The organism is Agathobacter sp. LCP21S3_B2 (assembly GCF_052118705.1).
Classification (GTDB): domain Bacteria; phylum Bacillota; class Clostridia; order Lachnospirales; family Lachnospiraceae; genus Roseburia.
Map to the genome: position 1 here is coordinate 1 of NZ_JBQKGQ010000016.1, position 23,755 is coordinate 23,755.

The window sequence follows — 23,755 nt, forward strand, 5'->3', positions numbered from 1 at the left end:
TGATACACGGAATAGCACGTATAAAATCCCATTTTTTAATTTAAAATCGTTTATGTGAAATTTTCAAGGTACAAACCGTTTTTTACGAGGTGGTTTTGACCCTCAAATCATTCAATTGTTTAAGTTTTATGAATCAGTTAGCAAACATTTGAGAATCAGCTAACTATTGACAGATAGGGGTGAAAGAAAATATAGCCTTTCTTTTTTCGGCAATCGTAAGCGGTATCTTTCTTTGCTTGTAATCGTTTCAAAAGAATTATATAATAGGCATATATGATTTTAGGAGAAGAAAGTATGGCACAGACTATAAGCATCGGAAAACAGGATTTTCTATACCTTCGTGAAAACAATTATTTTTATATAGATAAGACTGATTTTATCAGGCAATGGTGGGAGAGTGCGGATGACATCACGCTTATTACCAGACCACGCCGCTTTGGAAAAACTCTGAATATGAGTATGCTTAATTATTTTTTCTCAAATCATTATTCGGAAAAAAGTGAGATTTTTGAGAAACTTTCTATATGGAACAGCGTAAAATACCGCAAGCTACAGGGAGCATATCCTGTTATATTTATAAGCTTTGCTGATGTAAAGCAGGGAAATTATAAGGATGCGGTACAGAAGGTTAAGAAGATAATTGCGGATGTATACAGGCAGTATCGTTATCTGATAGATTATCCTGATTTCACAGTAGCTGATAGGCGTAAGCTGTCAGACATGACAGATAGGATTGATGATGTAACAGCTCAGGATTCCCTTAAAGATCTGTCATATTTTTTAAGCGAGTACTACAAGAAGAAGGTTATTATTCTACTTGATGAATATGATACACCTATGCAGGAAGCTTACATTCATGGATATTGGGATGAATTCGTTAATTTTATGAGAGGATTGCTGAACTCTACTTTTAAGACCAACCCATATATGGAACGTGCAATAATGACAGGAATTACGAGAGTCTCAAAAGAGTCTGTTTTTTCAGATCTGAATAACCTGGTAGTTGTTACGACTACATCAGAGCAATATGCTGATTGCTTTGGTTTTACTGAGAAAGAGGTTTTTGAGTCGATTGAAAAGTATGGCATGAGTGATAAAAAAGCTGTTGTTAAGCAGTGGTATGATGGATTTACCTTTGGTTCGCTCAAAGATATATATAATCCATGGTCTATCACTAATTTCCTGAAAGAAAAAAAGTTAAAGCCTTATTGGGCTGCTACCAGCTCCAATGCTCTTATAAGCAAACTTATACAGGAATCATCTGCAGAGGTAAAGAGCCTCATGGAAAGTCTGGTTAATGGAAAGAGTATTGAGGTTAATTTTGATGAACAGATAGTATTCAACCGGCTCGAAAAAGATGAGAGCGCTATATGGAGCCTTCTTCTGGCGAGTGGGTATCTGAAGGTTGATAGCATTGTCCATAAGGGAATTACTCTTGAGCCCTGGTATAGACTTAGTATAACGAATCTTGAGACTATAAGTATGTTTTCTAATCTGTTCAAAGGATGGTTTGCGGATGTATCATCCAACTATAATGAATTTGTGAAGGCTTTATTTAGTGGGGATGTAAAAGCAATGAACGTGTATATGAATGATGTGGCGATGTCTACTTTTAGTAGTTTTGATACAGGCAATCATCCATCAGAACGTAGTCAGCCGGAGCGTTTTTATCATGGCTTTGTGCTTGGACTTTTGGTTGATATACGTGATAATTATGAAGTCTTTTCAAATCGTGAAAGTGGCTTTGGAAGATATGATGTAGTTCTGGTTCCGAGGGAGAAGGGACGTGACGCATTTGTTATGGAGTTTAAGGTGTTTGATGACAGTGAAGAAAGTGGACTCGAAGATACGGTTGCGGCAGCACTCAGACAAATTGATGAGAAAAACTATGATACTCAATTGCTGGACAGGGGAATATCTGAGAATAATATCAAGCATTACGGATTTGCATTTTGCGGGAAAAAAGTGTTGATCGGATGCTGAGAGAAATTATGATACGAGAAATTGAAAAATATGATTATTTAGCAGGAGGTATTATATATGTACAATTTCACATTCAACATTCCAACAAAAATCCATTTCGGAAAGGATACCATTTCGAGTTTATCAGAGCTTAAGGCATATGGCAGCAAGGTGCTTTTAGTGTACGGAGGCGGCTCTATAAAGAAAAACGGTCTCTACGATACCGCAATGAAGATCCTTAAGGATGCGGAGCTGACCGTGTTTGAGCTTAGCGGAGTGGAGCCAAACCCAAAGATTGAGACAGTCAGAAAGGGTGTTGAAATCTGTAAAAATGAGGGTATCGACATGGTGCTTGCAATAGGAGGCGGCAGTACAATTGATTGCTCAAAGGTTGTTGCAGCAGGTGCAAAGTATGACGGTGATGCATGGGATCTGGTGCTTGATGGCTTAAAGGTCAAGGCGGCACTTCCGATATTTGATGTGCTTACTCTTTCCGCAACCGGAACAGAGATGGATCCTTTTGCTGTTATCTCTGATATGTCTAAAAATGAAAAGTGGGGAACAGGATCGCCGTATATGGTGCCAACTATGTCAATATTAAATCCTGAATATACTTTTTCAGTATCAAAAAAACAGACTGCAGCGGGAACCGCAGACATGATGAGCCATACAATGGAGAATTATTTTTCTATGGAGAATGCTGACTGCCAGAAATTTATGGCGGAGGGATTGTTACGTACAATGATTAAAAATGGACCGGTTGCCCTCGCACAGCCTGACAACTACGAGGCCAGAGCCAACCTGATGTGGGCAGGCACACATGCAATCAACGGTGTTGTGGGCGATGGCTGTTCACCTGCATGGTGCGTACATCCTATGGAGCATGAGCTGAGCGCTTTCTATGATATTACTCATGGAGAGGGACTTGCAATACTCACACCGGCGTGGATGGAGCACATACTAAATGACGACACACTTCCAATGTTTGTGGAGTTTGCAAAAAATGTCTGGGGACTTTCCGGTGATGATAACTATGCACTTGCACACGCAGGCATTGATGCACTGAAGAAATTCTTCTTTGAGACAATGGGCATTCCTGCAAATCTAAGAGCGGTAGGAATCACAGACGACAGGAACTTTGAGGTGATGGCAAAGAAGGCCTGCGAGGGTTCAAAGGGATCGTTTGTACCGCTTAGCAAGGACGATATTGTGGAGATATACAGAGCGGCATTCTAATCAATCATTCTTGCAAATAACCGGATTAATACCTTGATTGAAATTCTATTTGAGGTATGAGAACAAAATATATTTATCTTTAATAAGCCATGTTACCACCACAGCGGTGAGAACATGGCTTATTTTTATGTGCTATTATATAAAAAATCACTTTATAGGGAATGCAACAGACTCTATAATGAACATAATCACAAATAGAGCAAAAATCACTGCCACATCTAGCAGTATTATGCCGACGTAGTGCAGGAAACGGTTTTTGCTCTTGCAAAGTGGCAGTATATTCTGTACATTGAGATAGTTAAAGCCACAGAAAATCGTAAATATGAACATACCAAGGCAGAAAATTCTTTCAAGCCACAGCTTTGCTCCGTAAGTATTTTCTAATTCTAATGACAGGCAAAGCCATATTATGAACAGATATGCGACTGAGGATAGCAGCATTTTCCATGGAGTTCTCGTGCGAAATCCGGGTGGGAGGAAAAGGGAAGAACTGTCGTGGATAGCTCGTTTAGCAGTATTGGCATTGGCTGCATTGTTTGCATTATCATGGTTCTGGTGTGCATATTGACTTGAATTACCGGCAGCAGAAGTGCTGTGCTGCGCAGGATAATATGACTGCGATACGGCATTTTTTAACTCTGCCACAGACTGGTATCTTGCGGCTGGTGTCATCTGAGTACATTTTTCTGCAATCAGGTTAAGCCGGTGCAGAATTGGAGCAATGTCGGGAACCGGAGTGATGCTGCCAAGCATTTCGCGCAGTACTATGCCGAGAGAATATATGTCTGTTTTCGGAGATGAAGAACCAAAGCCATACTGCTCGGGAGCTGCATATCCGGGAGTGCCGATCAGCACGGTATCAGACTCGTTTTGTCCGGAAAATTGTTTTGCTGCATTGAAATCTAAAAGCATGGCATAGTTATAACTGGTGATTATGATATTTGAGGGCTTTATATCGCGATGGATTATAGGCGGAGTCATCGAGTGCAGAGCTTCAAGTATATTGCAGAGCATAATCATGTAGCTTCTGATATCGGAAACACTAAGGTCAGAGTTGTCTATTTTTTCCTGCAGGGAGGTTCCGCTTATATATTCTTCGATTACGATAAGCTGATTGCCATCTTCATAGTAATTGATAAGGCGCGGAATACCGGCCACAGGATTGCGATAAAGGTATTCGTACACGCGGATATTGTATATATCAAGGATTTTCTGGACATAAATATTGCCGGAAAGCGCAGATTGAACCAGATAAACCTTGTGTTCTTCATTTAAGGCTGAGATTATTTTGTAATCGCTCATGGTGCATGTATCCTTTCAGGTATCGCTAATGAGGTAGGAATAGTTACAAGTACAAGTATAACAGATGGGAGAAATTTATGAAGCAAAAAAATACAAAAGAATTGGATGATATCCTTGGAAAAACTCATATATCGGATTTTGATAAATTTTGTGTTGAGCAGAAGGACAGCATGAATCCGGAGCAAAATGCGTTTTCGGAGTACATAAAGGATTTGCTTAAGGAAAAGAAAATAACACAGCAGATGGTGTTTTTGAAGGCTGATATTCCGGAAAAATACGGCTACAAGCTTCTGTCAGGCGAAAAACATACCAGGCAGAGGGATATTATCCTGAGGATATGTTATGCTGCAGAGCTTACATTGGAGCAGACCCAGAGAGCCTTGAGAAAATACGAGATGCCGCAGCTCTATGCAAAAATCCCGAGAGATGCCCTTCTTATGCTTATTTTTAAAGACCGTCCGGGCGGAATCATAGAAGTGAACGAATTACTCAGCAAAAATGGTATGGAAATGCTCAGGACAAGTGGTGTGCAGGAGTAGGTTTAGAATATAATTTTACCACCGCTGCGGGGAGAACGGTATTCATACTGTGATGGTATAATAGTCCTACAATTTACAGAGGAGGACTTAACCATGAAAAAAAGAACTAATTTACTGGCTCTTGTACTGAGTATCACAGCAATTACTTTTACATTATTGGGATGCAGCTCGGATACAGGGCAAAAAAAGAGCATAGCTGCACCGGGAAGCGCAACAGAGACCGGTGGAGGCGCAGAGAGCAGCGGAACTAATGGAGGCGGCGCAGATCAGGCATCAGCAGATGAGAGCATCAATGAGCAGGTGCTTGTAGACCAGGATGGCATCAAAATAACTGCGACTGAATATGTGACGGACAGCATATGGGGAGACGGAATTAAGCTTCTGGTTGAAAATAATTCGGCCAAGGACTATACAATAGGCTGTGATGCACTTATCGTGAACGATTATATGATCACAGATCTGTTCAGCGCGGATGTTGCGGCAGGAAAGAAGGCGAATGAGGTTATGTATTTATCGTCAACAGAGCTTAAAGCAGCCGGAATAGATACAGTAGGACAAATTGAGATGTATTTCCACGCATACGATTCAAACTGGGATAATCTTTTCAAGAATGTATATTCAAAGCTTGAGACCTCTGAATTTGCAAACATGGATACGACACCAAACGATGCGGGACAGGAGCTTTACAATGCAAATGGTGTAAGGATTGTTGGAAAAACAGTTGATGAAAATTCCTTCTGGGGAACAGCAATTTTACTTTACATCGAAAACACCTCAGGTCAGAATGTCGGAATAAACGTGGACAATATGTCTATCAATGGATATATGATGACACCGCTGTTTTCAACCACAGTCTATGACGGAAAGAAGTCTATAGATGATATAACCATTATGTCAAGTGATCTTGAGGCAAACGGAATCACGTCGGTCGATCAGGTGGAGCTTAAATTCCATATATACAATGCTGAGAGCTACGATACAATAGCGGATTCAGATGAGATAACATTTACGGCACAGTAAATAATTTAAACATCATATGAAAGTATGATTATTAAACAGTAGAGCTACGCAATATTTAAATAGATAGGAGAAATTCATCATGAAGGTTTGGAAATTAGTTTCAGGTATTTTATCAATAATTTTATTTGTTTTTGTATCATTTCAGTCATGCGCTGCAGGAGTATCTAATGCATTGGAGGCCAATGGTGAGGCATCAGGAAGTGCAGGAATAATTGTGGCAATTCTTATGCTTGCAGGTGGAATTGTTTCAATCGCTACGAGAAAATCGTTAGGCAAGGGTGGGAATATCGCGCTCATAGTACTTTTTGGATTGGCAGCAATTATCGGATTTGCGGGTTATGGAAGTTTTTCGGATCTGGCTATATGGGCAGGCTGGTGTCTGATAAATGCAGTTCTTGCGGTAGTTGCACTGGTTATGGCAAAGAAGAACAATTAAATATTACTATTTGAATTCATATGAGGAAGATTCTAAGGAGAATCTTCCTTTTTTGATATTTAAACTAAGATGAAATATGATATAATTAACTCGATAGATTATATAATGTGTAAATGAGCATCAGCCAAAGAGCTATATTCATATGTGTATACAATATAAAATTATGAAAGGTGAGAGATATATGGCAACAAAGATAAGAAAAGTAGGGAAGATGTCCGTAAAAATTGTTACAGATAGAGGGAGACTGATAGATAATAATATTATAAGTGAACATGATGCTGAAATGGATAATAGGGCAGCAGCCGCAGTCAGATCAGCAATAGATAAAGCTAGGGTTTGTAAAAAACCTATAGCAAAATATGATCCTGTAACTCAGAGGGCCTATATAGAGTATTCTGATGGGGAGAAAAAGTATGTCAACTAGAAAACCAATGATCCTTGTATTAGCAGGACCTAATGGCTCAGGAAAGAGTACAATTACTCAATATTTTGAAAAAGTAGGAGAATACACTAACGCAGATGATGTTGTAGCATCAACAGGCATGGATAATGTAGAGGCGGCGAGATTTGTAGACGAAAAAAGATATAAGGCGATTTCAGGGAAAAAAGATTTTACTTTTGAGACTGTTTTGTCATCCGAATATAAACTTGAGATATTAAGAAAAGCTAAAAGAGAAGGTTACTTTATAAAATGTGTATTTGTATTAACCGCAAGTCCATATATTAATGTTGCAAGAGTTGAAGCAAGAGTTGCACAGGGTGGACATGATGTTGAGAAACAAAAAATTGTGTCGCGATATGAAAAATCATTGAAAAACATTAAGGAATTATTGCAGATTTGTGATATCTTACATGTATATGATAATACGTTTGAACCTGTGCGAATAATAAGAAAACACAAGGATGATATATCTATATTTGCAAATGAATTGTGGGATGAAGAAAAAATACTAAGTTTGATGAAATAATCTTAACCTGAAAGACCAAATAAGCGGCAGACTACCAGCAAAGAGGGTGTTTGCCGCCTGTTTTTTGTATAATTTCATATACAAACGATATGTAACAGCATATTTAAGTATGCAATTTAAGGCAGTCGGTGATATAATATCTCTGATTTTGATAACACGGAGGAACTATTATAATGAATACAGCCTCAAAGACAAGACATGTCTTTATTTTGTTTTTGGCAGATATAGTCTGGGGAATAGCCTTTGTAGCGCAGTCAAAGGGAGGGGATGCAGTTGGAGCATTTTCATTCAACGGCATCCGCTTCCTTATTGGTGCGCTCTGCCTTCTGCCGGTCATAAAAATACTGGATGTAAAAGAGCTGACGGTAAACAGGCCTGAAAGCAAAAAGCAAAAGAAAGAGCTTTGGATAGCCGGAAGCTGCTGTGGAATAGCACTTTTCTTTGCAAGCAACCTGCAGCAGCTTGGAATCAGCATGGGCGCAGAATCCGGCAAGGCAGGATTTCTTACAGCTACATATATACTTATGGTGCCTATACTTGGGATTTTCCTCAAAAGAAAATGCGGAGCCAAAATATGGATAGGTGTATTTATTGCACTGATAGGCATGTATTTTCTGTGCATGAATGGGGCATTTTCACTTAGTGGGTCGGATTTGCTCCTGTTGGCAGGAGCATTGTGCTTTGCGATACAGATACTTGTTATAGACCATTTCGTATCACATGTAGATGCGGTCAGACTTTCATGCATTGAGTTTTTTGTCACCGGACTTGGCTCATGTATAGTGATGATTTTTACTGATATGGGACCGTCTGCCAGCGGTATAGCGCAGTGGGCACAGTCGCTTTGCACATGGGATGCATGGATTCCGATTCTCTACGCCGGTATTTTCTCAAGCGGAGTGGGCTATACGCTGCAGATTGTCGGACAAAAGGGCCTAAATCCGGCGGTGGCATCGGTGGCGATGAGCCTTGAATCGGTGGTTTCTGTGATTGCAGGATGGATTCTGCTGGACCAGATGCTAGGTGGCAGAGAAATTTTTGGATGTGTGCTCATGTTTATTGCGATAATTATTGCACAGCTTCCGGATAGGGAGTATACTAAATAGGTTACAGTATAAAAATGAAATGTGATTATTCAGAATCACTGAGAACAAAAAAGCACAAGTATAGTGCGGTTTTGCGAATGTGCGTGGGGATGAATAGTTACAACGAAATAGGGATTGGATATGAGAAATAATAGCAGAAAAAATTACAGACGCCGCAGACGAAATACAGGAACTTCACAGATTAAGCTTGTAGGAATAGTGGCTGTGACAGTCGTTATAGCGATTATAATAGTTATATCGTGCTTTAATAAGGCAAAAAAAGACAGTAATAAGGCAAAAAACACAGGGACAGCCACAGAAAATGTGACCGCTGTGACTGAGCAGGTAAGTGAGACAGAGGAAGCAAAGGAGCTTTTTGTGCCAAAGGAGTCTGATGCTACAGCAGCAATCGGAGATGAGCTTGAGAGCTCTTATGCCGTAGTGATTGATGAGCAGGACGGCACAGTTGTTGCGGGAAAAAATGCTCATGAGAAAATGTATCCGGCTTCCATGACAAAGGTTATGACAGTGCTTGTAGCAGCAGAGCAGGCTGAGAAAAATGCAATTGCTGCAGCGGAGAATGAAAACACCGAAATAGACAGGCAGGCTGTGATAGAAAACAAGCTCAACGAGGTTGTTACAATTACAAGAGAAGCCACAGATTATTCATATGTGCATGATTGCAGTACAACAGGCTTTTTAGACGGTGAGCAGGTGCCGCTTCGCGATGTGTTTAACGGAACCATCCTGCCATCAGGTGGAGAATCGGCATATCAGCTTGCGGTTTATACAGCAGGCTCCATGGAAGCATTTGTCGATATGATGAACCAGAAGGCAGCAGAGCTTGGGATAGGTCAGACCACACATTTTACAAACCCTGTCGGCATATATGATGAGAACAATTACAGCACAGCCTATGATATGGCGGTCATCATGCAGGCAGCGATGCAGGACGACATTTGTAAAACAGTACTTTCAAATCATACATATAGCACGGCTGCAACACCGCAGCATCCGGAGAACCTGAACATATCAAATCTGTTCCTGCGCCGAATAGAGGACAGGATGACAAGTGGCGAGGTAATCGGTGCAAAGACAGGCTTTGTAAATCAGTCCGGCAACTGTGCGGTCAGCTATGAGAAGGCAGCAAGCGGAAAGACATATATATGTGTGACAGCAGGCGCTTCAAGCGGATGGCACTGTATAGATAATCATGTGTATTTATATAATACATACGGCAAGTAATCAGCACAGCTGATTTTAAGGAGCACGGATATGGCGGAAAATCAAGGCAATTACAGGGGAAAAACCACGCGTAATGAGAAAAAATACAAAAAAGCCAACGGACAGCCGAGACTAAAGGAGAAAAGCAACCGGGCAAAAAGCGATAACGTATGTCCGTATGCGAAGAAATGTGGAGGCTGCGACTATCAGGGCGTAGAATATAAGGAACAGTTAAAAACCAAGCAGGCATACATGAAAAAGCTGCTAAAGCCTTTTTGCTTTGTGGAGCCGATTGTCGGCATGAAAAATCCGCTCTATTATCGTTACAAGGTTCATGCAGCCTTTGACTGTACGAGGCGCGGTCAGATTGTGGCGGGAGCCTACAGGAAAAACACACATGATGTGGTGGATATCGAAAGCTGTATGATAGAGGAGCAGGAGTCAGATGAGATAATAAGGGACATAAAGGATATGCTCCGCTCATTCAGGATAAAGACCTATGATGAGGACACCGGCTATGGGCTTCTCAGACATGTGCTTGTAAGAAAGGGCTATGCAACAGGGCAGATAATGGTAGTGCTTGTCCTGGCATCGCCGATACTTCCATCGAAGAACAATTTCGTAAAAGCACTCAGGAAAAAGCATCCCAATATCACGACAGTGGTGCTCAACGTGAATGATAAAAAGACAAGCATGGTGCTCGGAGACAGAAACATCACACTTTATGGCAAGGGCTTCATAGAGGATAAGCTGTGTGGCTGCACCTTCCGCATCTCACCAGGCTCGTTTTATCAGGTGAATCCGGTACAGACGGAGCTTTTATACGAAAAAGCCATTCACGAGGCACACCTCACCGGCAAGGAACGTGTAATCGATGCATACTGCGGCACCGGAACCATAGGCATCATAGCAGCGAAAAATGCAGGTGAAGTCATCGGAGTCGAGCTAAATCGTGATGCAATCCGCGATGCAGTCATCAATGCAAAGCGAAACGACATCAGAAATATCCGCTTCTACAATGACGATGCCGGAAAATTCATGGTCGAGATGGCACAAAAGGGTGAGAAAGCGGATGTTGTCATAATGGATCCTCCAAGAACCGGCAGCGACGAGGCATTTTTATCATCGGTTGTCAAGCTGTCGCCGGAGAGAGTGGTGTATGTGTCGTGTGGTCCGGAAACACTGGCGAGGGATTTAAAGTATCTCACAAAGCATGGATATACAGTGAAGCGTGCAACACCATATGACTGCTTTCCATATACAGAGCACATAGAGACTGTTGTGTTACTTTGCAGGTAAAAGGTCAATAATAGTATTCCAATTCGCCGTCAAATGGTGTAGAATAAAAACTACTTTCCATGTATACTAATGAATGATTACAGCCCATATACGGAGGACAAACATGAGAACGCTATATACATTTGACAAACACAATTATTCCGATGATATGGAGGTATTTGAGCGCTTCGCGGTGCGCGCGGTTATTATCAGAGACGGAAAGCTTGCCATGCAGCAGGCCGGTGAGGGCTACTACAAGATACTGGGCGGCGGCATCGATGCGGGCGAGACCAACGAGGTGGCGCTGGCACGGGAGGTGCGCGAGGAGGCAGGGCTTCTTGTCGTGCCGGAAAGCATCAGGGAGTGCGGCAAGGTCATAGAAAAGAGACGCGATATATTTGAGGCTGACAAGATATATTACTGTCACACCTACGTGTATTTCTGTGATGTGAAGGACGAGCATGTGGCAGCACAGATGACAGACAGCGAGATAAGGCTTGAGTATCATCTGTCATGGGCCACGCCGGATGAGATAATAAAGGCCAACAGCGCTTTTCTTGATAAAGAATGGATAGCAAGAGATACTAAGATTGTTGAGTTGATAAAAGAAATGTGTTAAAATAATGCCTGGATGTAAATCCGGGCATTTAATATAAGGAGAAGCAGTATAAATGGATAAAAATAAAAATAAAATCAAAAATAAATTAAAGGATGATCCGGCCTTCACTCTTGAGGTGCAAAACCCGGAGGTTGAGGCGCTGCTGACACAGTATTCAAGCGACAAAAAGGCGGAGTCACTCAATAAGCTCATTGAAAAATGCACTAAGAGCAGATTTTTGGTGCCTGCAAATGTCGGAGAGAACAACAGGCCGATTCCGCTATTTATTAAAAACGGTGAGGGAGAGGCTTTCTTGCCGATTTATACATCAAAGGCACAGCTTTCTAAGGATCATCCGTCACCATGCATTGTAAATATGCCGTTTCTTGCAGTCAACAATATGGTGGCAAATAAAGAGTTAAAGATTGATGGTATCGCATTCAACCCGTTCACTCACAATCTGATTTTCAAAAAGCCTCTTGTAGAAAAGATTGAGGCAGTGGAAAAGGCCAGAAGAGAGGGACATCCTACATCACCGACAAAGGGCAAGACTGTACAGATGACAGCAGAGCAGTATGTCATCTTCGAGCGTATGCAGTATGAGCATATTTTCCTGCCGGCAAAGATGTTTGAGGGCGGAAAAGAGTTCATGGACCGACTTGCCGATGAGAAGGAAAAGCTAATAGATGAGCTGTACGAGGAGGCATATCAGCAGAAGCGTATGTATCCATATATGGAGGAGGATTTCTCTGTTATGTCTATGCAGATTTCTGATACGCTCAATATCACCAGAGTTGATTTCCCAACAAGAGATATGGCTCCAAACTGCGCAATCCGTGCTTATCTCGTGTGGGATGATGCTGCGTCACAGGGCAGATATTTTGTAATTGATGCGAAGGCCGATAAAACTACTGAGCTGGCCGAGATTACAGAAGATCACAAGCGTCTTGGATATGGAGCTGCACCGGTTGAGGGGGCTGAGCTTCAGACTGTTCTTGACCTGGTCAAGAAAAGTGCAGAGGAACAGAATCAGAAAAGTAATGTAGGGCAGGATATATAAAGGAGGTCGCGTATGAAGGAGTTTTTAGGCAGAATAAAGGCTGATTTTCTATTGTCATCAGTGCTTTGTATAGCGCTGGGACTGGTATTTATCATATGGAGAGCTTCGGTGCTCACGATTGTGGCCAATGTGCTTGCGGTAGTGCTTATCATCATCGGAGTGGTCTATATGTGCAGCTATTTTTTGAATATAGTCACGAATGGTTTGTCAGCGATGCTGGGGCTTGTGGTTTTAGCAGTGGGTATATGGTTTCTGGTACAGCCAAAGGTTGTTGTGAGCCTGATACCTATAGTAATTGGTCTGGTGCTCATTTTTCACAGCATCAGGAGCATTATTGAGGCAGTGGATGCCAGAAAATACGGTTACGGAGGCTGGAGTGTCGGCCTGATTTTTTCAATAATCAGTCTGATTTTTGGAATAATCTGCGTGACAAATGCATTTGATGTAATGAAGACAGCCACTGTTGTTGTCGGAATCATATTGATTTTCAACGGAGTGTCCAATATCTGGATTACAAGCCGTGCCACAAAGGCTGAGAGCGCTTACAATAAGCAAAAGGAGTATGAGTCAACGTTTGTTGAGGACAGAAAAGATGACAATTAAGCAGTAACAGAAAGGCGACAGAATGCGTCGGATGGAGTTTAAGATGGAGAGACCCGGACTTACCAAGGTCGGTGACCATCTGAAGGTAACAGAGAGCAAGCTTCCGACTTCATATTATTATACGATAGAGCATGCGATTGCCATGTCGGGAAACTACGTGGTCAGTGAGAGGCTCAAAAGCCGCGAGGGCGATGTCGTGGATGTGAGGGAGACCGAGAAGGGCTACTTTGTCACGATGGAGTTTGATGAGTAATGACACAGCAAGGTAAGAATGCAATAGATCTGGTGCTCGCTGAGAGCCTTATAGAGCTTTCAGCGAAAAAGCCAATCGACAAGATTACAATTAAAGAGATAACGGACAAGGCCGGAGTTATCCGCCCTACGTTTTACAATCATTTTCAGGACAAGTACGAGCTGATAGAGTGGATCATCAAAAACGAGCTGCTTGAGCCCATCAAGCCACTGCTCAATGCCGGAATGATTTTTGAAGCGATTGTGCTGATGCTCAATAATATCTCGGCAAACAGTGTTTTTTACAAGAAAGCACTAAAGCTGGAGGGCGCTGTGACGTTCAATCATATTGCCATGAAGTGCGTCTATGAGATGTTTATGAATATTATAAGCGAAAAGAGCACAGGAAAGAAATCCAAATACCGCTGGCTCACACCGGAGGTGATTTCTACATATTATGCGCAGTCGTTGTGCTTTATCACAGAGGGCTGGATAGCCCAGGGCATGGATGATATTGAGCCGAAGGAGATGGCTGAGGCATACATGTATCTGATTACGCGTTCGATGGATGATATACTAAGTGAGCTGTAGAGGACAATTACCATGTAAAATGACGGCTTAAGCAAGCTCATAAAGCAGAATCATAAAGAGGCATGCGTTCATATAAATATGAAAATGCTGTGAAAAAGTGTGAGAAATCAAATACAATATCATATATGTGTCATATCGGATATACAAATTGATGGATTTGTATATCTCACATGACAAATCGAAGAGATTGAATATTTATTTATTCGGTCTTTTTTTTTATACTTCAATACGAATAAAAGAAAGAGTGGTGAATCTAATGATTAAATTTGGAAAAGGAGTCGTAAAACATCGTGTGCTGATACTGATAGTTGCATTTGCACTGCTTATACCGTCGGGCATCAGCTTTATCAACACGAGAATCAACTTTGATATCCTTTCTTATCTGCCAAGCCAGATAGAGACTATGAAGGGCCAGGATATCATGGTAGATGAGTTTGGAACCGGAGCGTTGTCATTTGTGATCTTAGAGGATATGAAGGATCAGGACATAGAGACTCTGGCGGATGACATAGAGGACCTTAAGGGTGTAAATGCTGTCATCTGGTACGGAACAATCGCTGATTCCACATTGCCAAGAGAGGCAATTCCGGATGAGGTGTACGACGCATTTAACAACAAGGATGCAAACAGCCAGCTCATGCTCGTCACCTACAGTGACACAATGGGTTCGGATGAGACGATGGAAGCCGTTGACAAGATGAATAAGATGGTGAAAAACCATTGCTTCGTTGCAGGAATGGCGGCGGTTAATACCGATACCAAAAACCTTGTTATACAGCAGGCTCCAATATATGTCATCATAGCAGCATTGCTTTCAATGCTTGTCATGGGAATTACAATGGACTCAATAATTGTTCCGATGTTATTCCTCCTAAGCATAGGAATGGCTATTATCTATAACCTGGGAACAAACTTTATACAGGGACAGATTTCATATCTGACACTGGCACTGACAGCAGTATTGCAGCTCGCCGTAACAATGGATTATTCGATTTTCCTGTGGCACAGCTATCAGGAGCAGATAGACAGATATGACGGAGACAAGAAGCGAGCCATGGCACATGCCATTTCCCACACAATTGTCTCAGTAACAGGAAGTTCAATCACAACAATCGCAGGCTTCGTAGCCCTCTGCTTCATGAGCTTTACACTTGGACTTGACCTGGGAATCGTAATGGCAAAGGGCGTTGTATTCGGAGTTATCGGATGTGTAACTATCCTTCCTGCACTGATTCTTGCATGTGATAAGGCAATCGAGAAGACAAAGCATAAGATTCTTATGCCGGATGTTTCCAGGATTGCAAGCTGGGTAACAAATCATTATAAGATACTTGCAGTGATTTTCATCGTAGTGCTCATCCCGGCAATATACGGATACACTCATGATCAGGTCTACTATGACCTTGCAGGAACCATGCCTGACAGTGCATACAGTAAGCAGGCCAATGACAGACTCGACAAGGAGTATGCTATGGGTGCCACACATATCATCATCGCGCCGAGCGATATGCCAAAGGCAGACAGCATAAGCATGATAGATGATATCAATAAGGTCGATGGAGTAAAGCTTGCGGTATCGCTTGACTCAATACTCGGACCTACCATACCGGATGATATGGTGCCGGATGAGGCAAAGGAGATATTCAAAAACGGTGATTACCAGATGATGCTTGTTTCATCAAAATATGCGACAGCATCTGATGAGGTAAACAACCAGATTACAGAGATTAAAAAGATAGTAAAGAATTACAGCGAGGACGCAATGCTTATCGGTGAGGCACCTTGTACAAAGGATCTTATCACTATCACAGATACAGACTTTAAGCGTGTAAGTGCGGTATCAATCGTATTGATATTCCTTATCATCCTCATAGTATTCAAATCGGTATCGCTTCCAATCATACTTGTAGCGGTCATCGAGTTTGCAATCTTTGTAAACATGGGAATTCCGGGATTTACAGGAACGAAGCTTCCGTTTATCGCGAGCATCGTAATCGGAACCATACAGCTTGGTGCAACGGTTGACTATGCGATACTTATGACCACAAAGTACAGAAAGAACAGATACACCGGAATGGACAAAAAGCCGGCAATCACAAAGGCACTTGCAGATTCGACAAACTCAGTTATAGTCAGTGCACTCTGCTTCTTCGCCGCAACCTTTGGTGTAGGACTTTATTCAAACATTGATATGATCAGTGCTATCTGTATACTGCTTGCACGAGGCGCAATCATCAGTATGTTTGTAGTAGTATTTATACTTCCGTCAATGTTTATGATTTTTGACAAAGTAATATGTGCCACAAGCGCAGGCTTTAAAAACAAGAATCTGACAGCTTAGTAATCTGATTAATCATAAATGAGGGATAAAATACTTTTTGGCCCTCATAACATAAAAATATGACCTCAAAAACAAAATCAGGAGGAATAAGACATGAAATTACCAGAATTGAAAGAAAAGTTAAAAAGTAAATATATTGTCCGTGTTGTAGCCGGAGTCCTCACAATAGCACTTGTAGGTACAGGAATCGGAGCAACAGCGGTTTTTGCCGAGAAGGACAGCACAGCAGTCACAGCCGAGGCAGACAGCACAACAGGAAGCAGCAAGGATGCTGATGACATAGCAGATAAGCTCATGGACAGCGTATCATTAAAGGATAACGATGCAGACAAGGACGAGAGCGTATACCTCATCTCAGATGCAAACGGCAACGTGAACAAAACAATCGTAGTAGATCACCTTAAAAATAAAGACAAAAAGGATACCTTGGAGGATGCTTCAAACCTTACGGATATCGAGAACGTAAAGGGCAAGGAAAAGTTCACTCAAAGCGGTGATAAGCTCACATGGCAGGCCGGCGGCAAGGACATTTACTATCAGGGCACAGCAACAGAGGAACCGCCTGTAACACAGAAGGTTACATATTACCTCGATGGAAAAGAAATCGCACCTGAGGATCTTGCTGGAAAATCAGGAAAGGTTAAAATCCGTTTTGACTACACAAATACCACATCATATACAGAGACAGTAAACGGCGAGAAGCAGACAGTTTCCGTACCATTTGCAGCAGTAACAGGACTTGTACTCGGTGATGGCTTCGAGAATATCGAAGTGACAAACGGCAAGGCTGAGGTAAGCGACTCATCAAGCGTAGTGCTCGGCTATGCACTTCCAGGCTTAAAGGACAGCCTCGGAATCAAGGACAAAGACCTCGATGGCGATGTAAATATCCCTGAATACGTGGAAATGACAGCAGATGTGGAGAATTTCTCAATGCCTGCAGCCATGACCTTCGTGGTAAACGCATCTGATTATGTAAGCACAGACGGAATTGACACATCAGACCTCGATGATATGATAAATGACTTAAAGGATGCCTCAACACAGCTTCAGGATGGTTCAAAGACACTGGCAGAGGGTACCGACACACTTGCTGACGGACTTTCAACATTGCAGAGCAAGCTCGGCACATTCGCATCAGGAGTTGGTACACTGCAGAGTGGACTTAAGACATATACTGATGGTGTTAGTACATTAAGTGGTGGACTGAATACACTTGGAAACAGCACAGGAGCCCTTGTGTCAGGAGCAGATAAGCTTAATAGTGGAGCAGGTCAGCTTGCAAGCGGAAGTGCAACACTTAAGGATGGTTTGAAATCATATACGGATGGAGCAAATGGTCTTGCAAAGGGAGCAAGTGATTTAGATGCCGGTATTGGAACTTTGGCAGAAAAATCAGGAACATTGGTGGATGGAGCTACAAAGCTTAATGATGGTGCAGCAGATCTTGCAACAGGAGCTAAAGCTCTTTCGGACGGAATGGATAAATTAAATACAGGAATACAAGATGTCAATGCTGGCGCGGCGGATTTGGCTAGTGGAGCAGATCAGTTAAAAGCAGGGGCAGATAAGTTGAATGTTAGTGTAAATGGTGCTGTCGATGAAAATGGAAACAAGATAAGTGGTGATGTAGTTGAGACACTTTCTACAGACATGAAGGTTCAAATCCAGACAATGCTTGATTCAAAATTTAATAATAATGAGGTGATAAAACAATTATTACCACTTTTGAAAGTTGATAAAATAACTGTTGATAATGTGTCGACAGTTACAGAAGTAGTGGCTAAAAAAACTGACCTTGGTACAATTATAGGTGTAGAAAACTATAATAATTTATTAATTGGTTTGTATCAGATGCAGGGAGCTGTAACTCTTTATACACAGTTTTCATCTGAACTTCCAAGTAATGAGCAGATAAAAGCTCTTAAAGAGGGAGTATCATCATTAAGCACTGGAATTAATAGTATTGAAAGTGGATCAAATGCTTTGGCAGCTGGAACTAAACAACTTGCAGATAGCGCTCCAGCCTTAAAAAATGGAGCTATAGCATTGAAAAACGGAACTTCTAACTTGAAAGACGGAACAGACTCCTTGGTAAATTCAATTCCAACTCTTACAGGCGGAATCAAGCAGCTTAAAGATGGCTCGTCTCAGCTTAGCGCCGGAGCAGCAAAGCTTACATCAAACAATGATACACTTAATGCCGGAGCAACAGCACTCAATGCCGGAGCAAGCCAGCTTTCAGCCGGAACACAGTCACTCATGAACTCAGTACCAACCCTCACAAGTGGAATCAAGCAGCTTGTAGACGGCTCAAACACACTTGTAGCGAACAATGCACAGCTCAACAGCGGAGCCTCACAGCTTGCAGATGGAACAAATCAGATAGTTTCAGGTGTTGACCAGCTCACAACAGGCTCTAAGACACTTTCAGAGGGTGCACACACACTTGCAGATGGTATGGTACAGTTCAATGAGGAGGGAATCAACAAGATTCTTGACGCATACAACGGTGACTTAAAGCCATTCACCGACAAGCTTCAGGCAGTAATTGACGCAGGTGAGGAATATCAGACATACTCAGCAATTGCTGATGGACAGACGGGTAGCGTTAAGTTCATATATAAATTAGCTTCAATAGATGCTAAGGCAGATAGCGACAAATAATTATAATTAACAGTTACGGATGTTTAAATATCATGGGAGGCAAAAATGGGCTGGATAGAATATCTGTTAATCGTGGCGGGAAGCTCGCTGGAGATTTTCGTTGCGATGGAATGTCAGGGATCCCTGATCCAGAAAGTAAATAAGAAACAGCTTACAGCCATTTGCTTCATAGTTGCAGTTTGCCAGTTGTTAGCAATGTACATCGGGTATTTCCTGTCAAACTTTCTTAATGGGAAATACTCGGTGAAGGATGAAGCACTTTTAGGAGAGATAATTTCTATCGGAATACTGATAGGACTGGGGATCAGGCTTATAGGAAAGGCTATAAGAAACGAAAGGATTGAGGAGCATTGTCAGGCGCAGCTTGACATGAAAAGAGTGTTAAGGATAGCAGGAATCACCGCATTTTATACGGTTCTTGCAGGAATAGCATTCGGATTCCTCGGTACCGGACTTTTCACCATTATGATAATGGTGGCGCTGCTCACTGTCATCTGTATAGTGGCAGGCATTTACACAGGATACCACTTCGGTTTCGAGCAAAAGACAAAGGTATATATCGTGGGGGCGATACTCTTTTGGGCGGCTGGAATTGATGTGATAGTAAGACTTGTAAGTGCAAAATAATGCATAGGGCTCTGTTCGTAAGAATAGGGCTTTTTTGCTGTCCATTGAAGTATGAAATACTTTGCTTGCAATGTCAAAGTAAATGCTATAGAATATTTTCATACTTAATAACACGCAAATGAGGAGATTTAAAGTTATGAAACAGAAATTGAGAAAACTTTCGGCACCGGCAAATATAATATTTGCCATTCTTGCAGTTTTTATTTTCATTGCACCATTGCAGTGGAGCGGAAAAGTATTGGGACTGATTCCGGGCATGGAAAAGGCGGATGACTATCTGCTGCAGGCTATTGTAGAGACCGCTATTTTAGTTCTTTTTCTTGGCATCACATATATATTCGGGTTGTGGGATATCTTTAAGGAAAATGCAGCAGGATGGACAAGAAGCTTATACACAGGCGGTTTTTTCATAGTGTATTGTCTGTATGCTGTTGTTTCAAGCATATATTTGTGCTTTTTGAGCGAGCATGGTGATGTGAAGGCATTTTACAACATCATCTTTTTCTTTATTGCGGTCTGCCTTGTAGGGCTCGTTGAGGAGCTGGTGTTCAGAGGCGTGGTGTTCAATCTGTTGCTGAGAGCTTTTCCAAAGACGAAAGCTGGAATCACAGGAGCCGTAGTTTTGGGAGGCGTACTGTTTGGATTGATGCATTTTTCCAATATGGGCGCAGGGGTTAAGTTCAGCAGTTGTCTGATACAGGTTATTTCAGCAGGTCTCATGGGTGTGCTGTTTTGCATGATATACGCGTCTACACGTAATTTCTGGATGCTTGCCATTTTCCATACTGTTGTAGATATGGGAGGTCTTTTATCATCGGGAATATTTGAGGGAGGCGGAGTGGCCGACAGGATTAATGAGTTTTCGGCAATGAACTGTGTCGCATTTGTTGTACTAGGTATTCCTATGCTTGTTATGCTGCGTAAGTCAAGGCGTATCCGTCTTGAGATGCTCTACAATAATGAGACTATCATAGATGACGAGAGAGAGGGTGCTAAGCTTGCAGTGGTTTCACTGGTGCTTGGTATTTGCAGTATTATTTTCTCGTTTTTTGGATATCTGATGGGACTTGGAATTGTCGGCATGCTTGCTTCCAAAATGTCAAAAAAGGCAAAGCAGTATGACAATGCAATAGCAACTGCCGGTATGATTACATCGATAATAGGATTTGTGCTGTCGGTCATCTGCACGATTGGCATGATGGTGCTGTTTGCAAGCGGCATGTATGACAGACTTGTTAATATGTCGATGTAAATTAAAGTAACTGATTTGACAATATGGTAAAAATACCATATAATATTTTGTGAGAACAATGGAGAAGAGTTATGGGTGGATTTATTGCTGAATTTTATGAGAATGGGGATAAAATTCCGGTAAAAGATTTTTTAGATAGTTTAAATGTTAAGATGAGAGCTAAGCTATTAATGGAAATTAAACTATTGGAAGAAAAAGGTACGTTGCTGAGAGAACCATACAGCAAGCCGCTCGGTGATGGAATTTTTGAATTGCGAGCTAAGGTAGGATCAGATATTTCGAGAGTATTATATTTTTTCTATTATGAAGGAAGAATAGTATTGACACATGGATTCATTAAAAAAACTCAGAGGACACCGGCTGGTGAAATTGAAAAGGCTAAGAAATATAGAAGAGATTATATAGAAAGGCATGGTAAATAATATGAGATATGACGATTATTTACAGGAGCAGCTTAAAAATCCTGACGTAAAAAAAGAGTGGGACGATCTCCAGCCTGAGATGGATGTCATAAGGGCTATGATAGATGCGCGTATTAAAAATAATTTGACTCAAAAGGAGCTTGCAGCACGTACAGGCATTGATCAGGCGGATATTAGTAAGCTTGAGAATGGAACGAGAAATCCATCTTTGAAACTTTTAAAGAGGCTTGCGCATGGAATGGGGATGCAGTTGAAAATTGAATTTGTACCAATGCAGCCGTTAAAAAAATAAAATTGAACGGATGCTGCAATAATACGAAGCAGACCTTTGAATGTGGCATAAAGTCTACATTCAAGGGTCATTTTTTAAGGAGAAACCATGAATATTTTACTGACAGCAATCAATGCAAAATACATACATTCAAACCTCGCAGTTTACTCACTGCGCGCCTGTGCCGGGGAGTACAGGGATGCTGTGGAGCTTGCGGAATACACGATAAACAATCAGAAGGATTACATTCTTGAGGAGCTTTATAAGAGAAAGCCCGACGTACTTTGTTTTTCGTGCTATATATGGAATATTGATTATGTGACTGATATTGCACGCGAGTATAAAAAGCTTTGTCCGTCAGTGCCGATATGGGTTGGAGGCCCTGAGGTGTCTTACGAGGTGGAGGCATTTCTGAGGGAAAATCCATACATAGATGGTGTGATGATAGGCGAGGGTGAGGATACCTTTAGAGAGCTGTGCGGTTACTATGCGCATAAAAGAAAGCTGAGTGATATTGCAGGCATTGCTTTCAGAAAAAACAGCACAGGTAATAGTACAAGTAATAGAACATGTGTGAACAACGCAGGCTGCAAAGCGGATGAAATAGTATTTACAAGTCCCCGCCCAATTAAAAACATGAGTGGAATCCCATTCTGCTATGATACGCTTGATGATTTTTCAAACCGCATCATCTACTACGAGAGCAGCAGGGGATGCCCGTTTTCGTGCAGCTACTGTCTGTCATCGGTGGACAAGACACTGCGTTTCAGGGATACTGAGATTGTCAAAAAAGAGCTTAAGTTTTTTATAGACCAGAAGGTGCCACAGATTAAGTTTGTGGACAGAACTTTCAACTGCAATCATGCTCATGCCATGGAGCTGTGGCGCTTTATAAAAGCGAATGACAATGGTGTGACAAACTTTCACTTTGAGATATCAGCGGATCTGCTGAATCAGGAGGAGCTTGAGCTGATTTCTGATATGAGGCCGGGGCTGATACAGCTTGAAATCGGTGTGCAGTCCACCAATGAGGTCACGATTAAGGAGATTCACAGGACTATGAAGCTTGAGAGGCTTAAGGAGGTTGTGAGGCTCATTCAAAGCGGCAACAATATCCATGAGCATCTGGACCTGATTGCAGGGCTGCCATACGAGGACTATGACAGCTTTGGGCGTTCCTTTGATGAGATTTATGAGCTTAAGCCAAACCAGATGCAGCTAGGATTTTTAAAGGTGCTCAAGGGTTCGTATATGTTTGAGCATGCCACGGAATATGGTATTGTGTTCCATGACAAGCCACCGTATGAGGTAATGTCCACGAAGTGGCTTTCGTTTGATGATGTGATAAAGATTAAGCGCGTCGAGGATATGCTTGAGGTGTATTACAACAGCGGACAGTTTGAGATTACGATGAAGCTCATGGAGTGTATCTTTGACAGTGCGTTTGAGTTTTTTCAGGAGCTTGGAGATTTTTATGAGGCAAACGGCTATTTTGGAATGAGCCATTCGCGCATCAGAAGGTGTGAGATACTGCTTGAGTTTATGGCTTTATACCTGCATTGCCATGACAGCGATGCTATGACTTCTGTGGGATTATCCGAAAATCACGGAGATAGAGATGATACTGATTGTGACGAACATGCCGTAGATAGAGATAACACTGATTGTGACGAACATGCCGTAGATAGAGATAATACTGATTTTGATGAAAATGCGCAGATTTACAACATGATTCAGGAGTCACTCATTTTTGATTTGTACTATCGTGAGAACTGCAAGAGCCGTCCGGTGTGGGCCACAGATATAGGAAGCTTCAAGCATATGACACATGCATACTGTAAGAATGGAAAGCTGTCGCATGTGGAGCCGTTCCACTATATTTTTCCGGACAAGCACACGCGCAAGCTGGATGAGCTGCCAGAGTATCATAAGGAGCCGGTGTGGGCGCTTTTCCACTACGACATGAGAGACCCGCTTGACCACCAGGCGCTGGTGGAGTATATAGAATAACAGTAACGCGAAATGGCTATAGCGGAGTATAT

At 41.9% G+C, this 23,755-nt stretch carries 23 protein-coding genes; 22 read left to right on the forward strand and 1 reads right to left on the reverse strand.

The window, feature by feature from the left end; translation table 11 throughout:
- The first annotated feature begins 294 nt into the window (after nucleotides 1-294).
- Both ACTQ1L_RS11370 and ACTQ1L_RS11375 read left to right on the forward strand, forming a co-directional pair.
- A complete protein-coding gene (locus ACTQ1L_RS11370; protein WP_441367229.1) occupies nucleotides 295-1,983 on the forward strand; it encodes an AAA family ATPase in 1,689 nt (562 codons plus the stop codon).
- 57 nt (nucleotides 1,984-2,040) lie between these two features.
- Complete coding sequence (locus ACTQ1L_RS11375; protein ID WP_441367231.1) at nucleotides 2,041-3,198, forward strand: iron-containing alcohol dehydrogenase; 1,158 nt, start codon at nucleotides 2,041-2,043, stop codon at nucleotides 3,196-3,198.
- A gap of 147 nt (nucleotides 3,199-3,345) precedes the next feature.
- Here ACTQ1L_RS11375 and ACTQ1L_RS11380 read toward each other — a convergent pair whose 3' ends face one another.
- Nucleotides 3,346-4,500, reverse strand: coding sequence for a serine/threonine-protein kinase (locus tag ACTQ1L_RS11380; RefSeq protein WP_441367233.1), 1,155 nt, complete (start codon nucleotides 4,498-4,500; stop codon nucleotides 3,346-3,348).
- Between the two features lie 77 nt (nucleotides 4,501-4,577).
- On the opposite strand from ACTQ1L_RS11380, the gene ACTQ1L_RS11385 reads away from it, so the two are divergent.
- The 20 genes from ACTQ1L_RS11385 to ACTQ1L_RS11480 all read left to right on the forward strand — a co-directional run bounded on the left by ACTQ1L_RS11385 (nucleotide 4,578) and on the right by ACTQ1L_RS11480 (nucleotide 23,723).
- A complete protein-coding gene (locus ACTQ1L_RS11385; RefSeq protein ID WP_118004506.1) occupies nucleotides 4,578-5,039 on the forward strand; it encodes a hypothetical protein in 462 nt (153 codons plus the stop codon).
- Nucleotides 5,040-5,132: 93 nt separating this feature from the next.
- Nucleotides 5,133-6,059 (forward strand): hypothetical protein, encoded by a 927-nt coding sequence (locus ACTQ1L_RS11390; protein WP_441367235.1) that lies wholly within the window; start codon nucleotides 5,133-5,135, stop codon nucleotides 6,057-6,059.
- 79 nt (nucleotides 6,060-6,138) lie between these two features.
- On the forward strand, nucleotides 6,139-6,495 hold the full coding sequence (locus ACTQ1L_RS11395; protein WP_012743788.1) for a hypothetical protein: 357 nt from the start codon (nucleotides 6,139-6,141) through the stop codon (nucleotides 6,493-6,495).
- A 181-nt stretch (nucleotides 6,496-6,676) separates the two neighbouring features.
- Nucleotides 6,677-6,919 carry a hypothetical protein gene (locus tag ACTQ1L_RS11400; RefSeq protein WP_441367237.1) on the forward strand — a complete coding sequence of 81 codons (243 nt, stop codon included), beginning with the start codon at nucleotides 6,677-6,679 and terminating at the stop codon, nucleotides 6,917-6,919.
- Nucleotides 6,909-7,463, forward strand: coding sequence for a zeta toxin family protein (locus ACTQ1L_RS11405; RefSeq protein WP_441367239.1), 555 nt, complete (start codon nucleotides 6,909-6,911; stop codon nucleotides 7,461-7,463). The genes ACTQ1L_RS11400 and ACTQ1L_RS11405 overlap by 11 nt, the downstream gene beginning before the upstream one ends.
- 173 nt (nucleotides 7,464-7,636) lie before the next feature.
- On the forward strand, nucleotides 7,637-8,569 hold the full coding sequence (locus tag ACTQ1L_RS11410; RefSeq protein ID WP_441367241.1) for a DMT family transporter: 933 nt from the start codon (nucleotides 7,637-7,639) through the stop codon (nucleotides 8,567-8,569).
- A 120-nt stretch (nucleotides 8,570-8,689) separates the two neighbouring features.
- A complete protein-coding gene (locus ACTQ1L_RS11415) occupies nucleotides 8,690-9,793 on the forward strand; it encodes a D-alanyl-D-alanine carboxypeptidase family protein (protein WP_441367243.1) in 1,104 nt (367 codons plus the stop codon).
- Nucleotides 9,794-9,823: 30 nt separating this feature from the next.
- Complete coding sequence (gene rlmD, locus ACTQ1L_RS11420; RefSeq protein ID WP_441367245.1) at nucleotides 9,824-11,071, forward strand: 23S rRNA (uracil(1939)-C(5))-methyltransferase RlmD; 1,248 nt, start codon at nucleotides 9,824-9,826, stop codon at nucleotides 11,069-11,071.
- A 103-nt stretch (nucleotides 11,072-11,174) separates the two neighbouring features.
- Entirely contained in the window at nucleotides 11,175-11,669 is a 495-nt protein-coding gene (locus ACTQ1L_RS11425; RefSeq protein ID WP_015568499.1) for an NUDIX hydrolase, read from the forward strand.
- 52 nt (nucleotides 11,670-11,721) lie between these two features.
- A complete protein-coding gene (locus tag ACTQ1L_RS11430) occupies nucleotides 11,722-12,708 on the forward strand; it encodes an SseB family protein (protein ID WP_441367247.1) in 987 nt (328 codons plus the stop codon).
- Nucleotides 12,709-12,720: 12 nt separating this feature from the next.
- Entirely contained in the window at nucleotides 12,721-13,311 is a 591-nt protein-coding gene (locus tag ACTQ1L_RS11435) for an HdeD family acid-resistance protein (RefSeq protein ID WP_321110088.1), read from the forward strand.
- A 22-nt stretch (nucleotides 13,312-13,333) separates the two neighbouring features.
- Complete coding sequence (locus tag ACTQ1L_RS11440; protein WP_022292855.1) at nucleotides 13,334-13,564, forward strand: hypothetical protein; 231 nt, start codon at nucleotides 13,334-13,336, stop codon at nucleotides 13,562-13,564.
- Nucleotides 13,564-14,133, forward strand: coding sequence for a TetR/AcrR family transcriptional regulator C-terminal domain-containing protein (locus tag ACTQ1L_RS11445; RefSeq protein WP_321110089.1), 570 nt, complete (start codon nucleotides 13,564-13,566; stop codon nucleotides 14,131-14,133). Before ACTQ1L_RS11440 ends, ACTQ1L_RS11445 begins: the two co-directional genes overlap by 1 nt.
- A gap of 256 nt (nucleotides 14,134-14,389) precedes the next feature.
- The gene (locus tag ACTQ1L_RS11450) at nucleotides 14,390-16,474 is read left to right on the forward strand and encodes an efflux RND transporter permease subunit (RefSeq protein ID WP_441367250.1); all 2,085 of its coding nucleotides are present in this window, start codon (nucleotides 14,390-14,392) and stop codon (nucleotides 16,472-16,474) included.
- Nucleotides 16,475-16,567: 93 nt separating this feature from the next.
- Entirely contained in the window at nucleotides 16,568-19,141 is a 2,574-nt protein-coding gene (locus ACTQ1L_RS11455; protein WP_441367252.1) for a hypothetical protein, read from the forward strand.
- A 45-nt stretch (nucleotides 19,142-19,186) separates the two neighbouring features.
- A complete protein-coding gene (locus ACTQ1L_RS11460) occupies nucleotides 19,187-19,768 on the forward strand; it encodes a manganese efflux pump (protein ID WP_441367254.1) in 582 nt (193 codons plus the stop codon).
- Nucleotides 19,769-19,904: 136 nt separating this feature from the next.
- The gene (locus ACTQ1L_RS11465; RefSeq protein ID WP_441367255.1) at nucleotides 19,905-21,020 is read left to right on the forward strand and encodes a CPBP family intramembrane glutamic endopeptidase; all 1,116 of its coding nucleotides are present in this window, start codon (nucleotides 19,905-19,907) and stop codon (nucleotides 21,018-21,020) included.
- A gap of 71 nt (nucleotides 21,021-21,091) precedes the next feature.
- The gene (locus ACTQ1L_RS11470; protein ID WP_441367257.1) at nucleotides 21,092-21,442 is read left to right on the forward strand and encodes a type II toxin-antitoxin system RelE/ParE family toxin; all 351 of its coding nucleotides are present in this window, start codon (nucleotides 21,092-21,094) and stop codon (nucleotides 21,440-21,442) included.
- Entirely contained in the window at nucleotides 21,432-21,734 is a 303-nt protein-coding gene (locus tag ACTQ1L_RS11475) for a helix-turn-helix domain-containing protein (protein ID WP_012743765.1), read from the forward strand. Before ACTQ1L_RS11470 ends, ACTQ1L_RS11475 begins: the two co-directional genes overlap by 11 nt.
- An 87-nt stretch (nucleotides 21,735-21,821) precedes the next feature.
- Nucleotides 21,822-23,723: a B12-binding domain-containing radical SAM protein gene (locus ACTQ1L_RS11480; protein ID WP_441367259.1), complete on the forward strand. Its 1,902-nt coding sequence runs from the start codon at nucleotides 21,822-21,824 to the stop codon at nucleotides 23,721-23,723.
- Nucleotides 23,724-23,755: the final 32 nt, after the last annotated feature.